Below are 6,244 nucleotides of genomic sequence, written 5' to 3' on the forward strand. Positions count from 1 at the left end.
CACCGCAGGCTGACACAGTCTGCACGGCAGTGAAGAGGGCGGAGTAGCATGGCCTCCATGCGCGTCTCCGCCCTCTTCCGCTTCCCGCTCAAGGGCTTTCCCGCCGAGCCGATCGAGACCGGTTCTGCGCGCGCCGGCTCAGGATTCGACGGTGACCGCGCCTTCGCCTTCACCACCGGTGCCGCACCGGCTGTGCCCGGGCAGTGGGCCGGCCCGCGCACGTTCACGGTGCTGAAGAACGACACCTCCCTGCAGCGCTGGCAGGTGCGCTCGCACCTGCCCGGAGCTCAGGGGCACACATCCGATCCCGAGGCGGCCCTCGCCATCGACGTGCAAGCACCTGATGGCGAGCAGGTCACCTTCTCATCAGACGCTCCTGAGAGCCTGCACGCAGCAGAGGAGTTCCTCGCTGCCCGGCTCACACCCCGCGGGCCGCACCGACGCGAACTCGTATCCACCGACCAGGGGATGTTCGACTCACAGGCCTCAGGGCTGTCGATCATCAACCCCGCAACCGTGCGCGCACTTCAGACATTGGCCGGCGGGCCGGTCGATCCGCTGCGCTTCCGCGGCAACATCTTCATCGACGGGCTGCCGGCTTTCGCAGAGTTCGGACTGGTCGGCAAGCGGCTGCGCATCGGCGGGGCGGAAGCGGTTGTGCGCTGCCCGATCGAACGCTGCCCGGCCACCGAGGTCGATCCCGCCACCGGTGCGGCCGATCTGCCGATCCCCCGCCTGCTGGCCGCCGGCTGCGGGCACCTGCACTGCGGTGTCTACCTTGCTGTCACCGCATCCGGTCAGGTCCGGTCAGGCGATCCGATCGAGGTCCTCGGCGATGCACCGGTCGAGGCGCTCGAACGCCAGACCGCGCCGCGGCTGATGACCGTCGCAGGCGCGGACAGCGTGGAGGGGGTTGCCGAGATCCGGCTGCATGATGATCTCGGCTTCACCTCCGACTTCTACTCCCCTGGCATGCATGTGCGGGTGCACCTGCCCGAGTCGCCTGCCGGCGCCCCGAGCTGGCGCTGCTACACGGTCACTCGGGTCACCGGGGACACACTGCACCTGCGGGTACGCATCCGCTCCGGCGTCTCCCGCCGGCTGGCGGGTGTGGAAGCCGGTGACAGGCTGCTGGTCTCCGGGCCGTTCGGGCAGGTGACCGCCGATAGGCTCGGTGACGAGGTCGTGTTCCTCACCGCCGGCATCGGCATCACCCCGGCACTCTCGCTCCTGCCGGGCCTGACCGGCCGGGCGGTGCGCGTTCTCCACTCCGAACGCAGCCGGGCACCCAGCCGCCTGTGGGACGAGCTCACAGACCTCGCCGCAGGCATGGATCCGGCCCCCGATCTCATCCGCCGCTGCACCGACCCGGCCCACGGCGGGACCCGGCTGCGCACAGCCGAACTGGCCGCCCACCTCGGGCCCGGTACGAGCCTCGTCATCTGCGGGCCACCGTCCTTCACCCAGGCTGCGACCGAGGCGGCCGCGGCAGCCGGGATCGCCGCCGAGCAGATCCACACCGAGATCTTCACCTCACCGGCCGGCCCGGCGCGCATCGACCTGGGCCGGTACGCACCGGAAGCGGGTGCGCCTGCCCGGGTGTCGACAACCTCGGGCACGGTGTTCGACTGGCGTCCCGAGCAGGGAGTGCTGCTCGACGCGCTCGAACGCCGCGGCATCGCCGTCAGCAGTCTGTGCCGGGCTGGGGCGTGCGGGACGTGTGCGCTGAGCCTGCGCGCAGGTCAGGTCGCCTACCCGGTCGAGCCGTCTGCGGCCAGAAGGGCAGATGAGGTGCTCGTGTGCTCGGCAGTGCCGCTCGGTCCGGTGGACCTCGACGTGTGAGTCACTTCGGGGCGTCGACGGCACCGCCGAAGCGACGATCCCGCCGGGCGTACTCCTCGATCGCAGCCCACAGGGTGCGCCGGTCGACATCGGGCCACAGCACGTCCTGGAAGACCATCTCCGCATACGCCGACTGCCACAGCAGGAAGTTCGACGTCCGCTGCTCGCCAGACGAGCGCAGAAACAGGTCCACATCAGGAACCTCGGGGTGATATAAGCGGTTGGTCAGGACCTTCTCCGTGATCCTTCCCGGCTTCATCTTCCCGGCTGCGACCTCGCGAGTGATGGCGTTGACGGCGTCGACGAGTTCGGAGCGGCCACCGTAATTCACGCAGAACTGCAGCATCAGCCCGGTGTTGTGCTTCGTCAGCTCCTCGGCCTGTTCGAGTTCATCGATGACGGACTTCCACAGCCGCCCGCGCCGGCCCGCCCATGCGATACGCACACCGAGTGCGTTGAGCTCATCACGGCGGCGGCGGATGACATCGCGGTTGAAGCCCATGAGGAAGCGCACCTCCTCCGGTGAGCGCTTCCAGTTCTCGGTTGAGAAGGCGTAGGCCGACAGGTATTTCACGCCGATCTCGATCGCCCCGTGGATGACGTCGAGCAGGGAGGCCTCCCCTGCGGTGTGGCCGGCCGTGCGCGGCAGCCCGCGCTCATTGGCCCACCGCCCGTTGCCGTCCATGACGATGGCAACGTGGTCGGGGACGAACTTCGCTGGGATGGCAGGCGGAACCGCGCCCGAGGGGTGGGCTGGCGGAGCGGGATAGGTCATGTGGTCTCCACGGAGGCTGACGAGGCGGGCGGGTGCGGTGCCGGCTGAACGGGGGCCGGCTGGATGGGGGCCGGCTGGCTGGCGAGCACGGCCAGGGACTTGACCTTGCGCTCAAGGTGCCATTGGACGTAGCTGACGATGAGGCGGGAGGCCTCGGCCTGATGATAGGCGCTGCTGGCCTCGACCCGCTGCCAGTCGCGTGACATGAGCGCGGTGAGGTGGTCCATCGTCTCCGAGCTCGGCAGGGCGGTGCCGTGTGGGCGGCAGGAGTGGCAGACAGCCCCTCCGAGGGCTGGGGAGAACGCGCGGTGCGGGCCGGGCGCTCCGCACTGGGCGCAGTCATCGAGGCTCGGCGCCCAGCCGGCCAGCGACATCGCCCGCAGCAGGTAGGCGTCCCGGCTCAATCCGGGAGCGTGCTCACCGTTGCACAGCGAGCGGATGGCGGCCAGCAGCAGCAGGAACTGGGCGCGGGCCTGCGGTTCGTCCTCGGTCAGGCGGATCGCGGTCTCGGCCATGCCGGTGGCTGCCGCATACGTGTCGTAGTCAGACATGATCCCGCGCGCGAAGGGCTCAAGCAGCTCGACCTGGGTGATGATGTCGAGGCTGCGGCCGATGTGGCACTGCACGTCGACGAACATGAACGGCTCCAGCCGAGAGCCGAACCGGGACTTGGTGCGCCGGATACCCTTGGCAACCGCGCGGATGAGCCCGTGGTTACGGGTGAGGATGATGACGATGCGATCAGCCTCGCCGAGCTTATGCCCGCCGAGGACGATGCCGACATCACGATAGAACCTCACCAGCCGATTATCTCACTTCCAGCCAGGTGCCCGTGCGAGGTGCCGGCTGGGCGTGCCGGTGTCTTCTCCTCCGAAGCGCTGAGATTGATGTCTTTGCCTGTCGCAAGGCAGGCGGCAGGGAACCTCGCGGAACCCTGAGAAGACAGACGCAATCCGGCTCTTCGCAGTTGAGGGTGTAGGGAGCGTGGGCGAGTCGGTGTGGGGGTAGGGGTCGAGGTCTTCCGATAATGGAGGTTCCTGCACCATCCCATTCGAAAGACCTCGACGTGGCCAACGCTACCTTCTCCTGCCCTGACTTGACTGCCTTCGCCGGCTTGGACGAGCTCGGACTCGAAGCTATCGGGCAGCGACTGGAACCTGATCGGGCGGTGCTGGCCTGCAGGGTGGTTACACCCGATGGGTGGTGTCGGCGCGGCGGCTGCCAGGGTGTGGCGCGGGACACGGTTCTGCGCTCGCTGGCACACGAGCCGCTGGGCTGGCGGCCGACAACACTGCACATCACGATCCGCCGCTACCGGTGCACCGAGTGCGGGCACGTGTGGCGCCAGGACACTAGCAAGGCCGCCGCGCCGCGGGCGAAGGTCTGCCGCCGGGGCCTGCGGTGGGCGCTGGAAGGGATCGTGTGCCAGCACCTGACGGTGGCCCGTATCGCCGAAGGTCTCGGGGTGTCCTGGAATACTGCCAACGCTGCGGTGCTCGCCGAGGGCAAGCGTGTCCTGATCGACGACGGGGCCCGGTTCGCTGGGGTCACCACGATCGGGGTCGATGAGCACGTATGGCGTCACACCCGCCGCGGTGCTCGCCGAGGGCAAGCGAGCCCGTGAACGCGCCAAAAAACGCGGCAAACCCGCCCACCAGCGCAAAGCCGCCGGACGGCTCATCGAGGGCCAGCAGACCACGAACTGGAAACAAGCCCTGGCCCAGCTCGCTGTGGCCTTCCCCGACCGCATGGAACCCTACCTGTGAAAACCACCCCATACACACTCAAGTTGACAAGCCCCCGAAGAGCTGCCCGGAGCGGCGGCGGTGATGGACCCGTTCCACGTCGTGCGGCTGGCCGGAGACGCCCTCGACCGCTGCCGGCAACGCGTCCAGCAGGACACCTGCGGCCATCGCGGACGCAAAAGAGACCCACTCTACCGGGCACGGCGGACCCTGCATACCGGTGCCGGCCTGCTCACCGACAAGCAAGCCGAGCGCCTCAGGGCACTGTTCGCTGCCACCCCGACCGCAGCATAGGCCGCGCACTGATGGACAAACTGATCACCGACGTCAGCACCGGCGTCCCGAAAGCCCTAACCGAGCTCATCACACTGGGCCGAACCCTGAAAAAGCGCGCCACGGACGTGCTCGCCTACTTTGAGCGCCCCGGCACCAGCAACGGGCCAACCGAGGCGATCACCGGCCGACTCGAGCACCTACGAGGCTCCGCACTCGGCTTCCGCAACATCACCAACTACATCGCCCGATCACTACTCGAAACCGGCAGATTCAGACCCCGGCTACACCCTCAAATATGAAGAGCCCGCAAACCGCCCACCGTTACACGATCGTTACCTCAGCGACTTCTAACCGCAATCAGGTTGAGACAGGTCACACATAGACTAAAAGACCACACCCGAGCAGAGTAAGGAACGCTCCATGAAACGGATCCCCCCCCCCTGGTGGCCTGCGCAACGGCACGTTGTCTGACAACAACCTCGACAGTAGCTGTTGCAGCCCCGGGGATCCCGGCACCCGCAGACACCTACATCACGGTTGATGGCAAGACGTATGGCCCGGAGGACGGAGCCGAAGTTGAGACCTTCGAAATCGATGCAGACCAAGTAGTCTTCGATGCGTCATTCCCGACCGACGTAAGCCCCGGGCAGGTCACTCCAGCAGCCAGGTGTGGCTCGAGCTATGCGACAAGCACCCATCGCGCTGAGCTCATCTATACCGGTAAGGCAAAAGCCGCAGCCAATATTTTCAAGAGTAAGCGGATCATCCGGGTTTGCTTCTGGTACTCACGGGGCGGCAAGCGCCTGACTTCAAAGATCTGTTCAAAGGCGAGCAGCAGTTCGGGTAGCTGGCGGTCCGGTAAGGAAGTACAGAAGACGATCCGCGATTCACTTGGCTGGAATGATCCAAAAACGAAGTTCCATTACGAAACCGTCCGAATCAACCCTGGAGTATCATGACCATGAATGACACAATTATCACACCGGATACGTCAGTACGACCCGGTTTAGACCTCCGATTGACGTCCGCATTGAAATGGCTGGGAGCGTCAGTCGCTCTCTCAGCTGTTCCCTTGCTCGGTGCGGCTGTCGTCGTACCAGTTGAGATCCTCGGATTTCGTGAGGACTACCCAGAACTCGCCACAGTTCTCACCGTCTATGCCATCATTTTCGCTGTGGCCGGGGCAGTCGCAATCGTTACCGCCCTCGTCACCGCTTTTGCTTTGCACTCTCGGGCCAAGCAGCGCAACGTGCATCGTCCCGTGACTATCGCAGCGCTGCTCACCGGCTTTCTCACACTGATGATGGGAGGCTTGCTAGTATCAGCGTTCTTCGTTCCTGCGGGAGGACCGTTGTTCGCACCGATCCTTCTGTTCCTCACGCTCGTTGGGGGTGCGCTGACAATGTCCTTGCATCGCTGGGGCCAGGCAGCTGACAACTAATTTCGACATCCTGTTGCTGAACTGCATCGTAAACATATGCTGGCAGGTACCGATTACACCTCCTGACTTGGCTCAAATTGGTGTGATGTAGATCATATTGACACTATGACCTGCGGGTTTGGGTTGTGAAGTGCTGGAATTCCTGACTAATCGGGTGGTTGGGGT

At 65.6% G+C, this 6,244-nt stretch carries 5 protein-coding genes and 1 pseudogene; 4 read left to right on the top strand and 2 right to left on the bottom strand.

Annotated features, from left to right (window positions below; all coding sequences use genetic code 11):
- Positions 1-57: 57 nt before the first annotated feature.
- Positions 58-1,842: an MOSC domain-containing protein gene (locus ACFFN1_RS09550; RefSeq protein WP_376840488.1), complete on the top strand. Its 1,785-nt coding sequence runs from the start codon at positions 58-60 to the stop codon at positions 1,840-1,842.
- A gap of 1 nt (position 1,843) precedes the next feature.
- Here ACFFN1_RS09550 and ACFFN1_RS09555 read toward each other — a convergent pair whose 3' ends face one another.
- Positions 1,844-2,617, bottom strand: a complete 774-nt coding sequence (locus ACFFN1_RS09555; RefSeq protein ID WP_376840489.1) for an isoprenyl transferase — start codon at positions 2,615-2,617, stop codon at positions 1,844-1,846.
- A complete protein-coding gene (gene recO, locus ACFFN1_RS09560) occupies positions 2,614-3,417 on the bottom strand; it encodes a DNA repair protein RecO (protein WP_376840490.1) in 804 nt (267 codons plus the stop codon). The genes ACFFN1_RS09555 and recO overlap by 4 nt, the downstream gene beginning before the upstream one ends.
- A 266-nt stretch (positions 3,418-3,683) precedes the next feature.
- On the opposite strand from recO, the pseudogene ACFFN1_RS09565 reads away from it, so the two are divergent.
- The 3 genes and pseudogenes from ACFFN1_RS09565 (at position 3,684) to ACFFN1_RS09575 (ending at position 6,079) form a co-directional block, all read left to right on the top strand.
- Positions 3,684-4,937: pseudogene (locus ACFFN1_RS09565) on the top strand (transposase).
- A gap of 144 nt (positions 4,938-5,081) precedes the next feature.
- On the top strand, positions 5,082-5,597 hold the full coding sequence (locus tag ACFFN1_RS09570) for a hypothetical protein (RefSeq protein ID WP_376840491.1): 516 nt from the start codon (positions 5,082-5,084) through the stop codon (positions 5,595-5,597).
- Positions 5,594-6,079: a hypothetical protein gene (locus ACFFN1_RS09575; RefSeq protein ID WP_376840492.1), complete on the top strand. Its 486-nt coding sequence runs from the start codon at positions 5,594-5,596 to the stop codon at positions 6,077-6,079. The genes ACFFN1_RS09570 and ACFFN1_RS09575 overlap by 4 nt, the downstream gene beginning before the upstream one ends.
- Positions 6,080-6,244 lie beyond the last annotated feature (165 nt).

This window comes from Brevibacterium otitidis, from assembly GCF_042429315.1.
GTDB lineage: Bacteria > Actinomycetota > Actinomycetes > Actinomycetales > Brevibacteriaceae > Brevibacterium > Brevibacterium otitidis.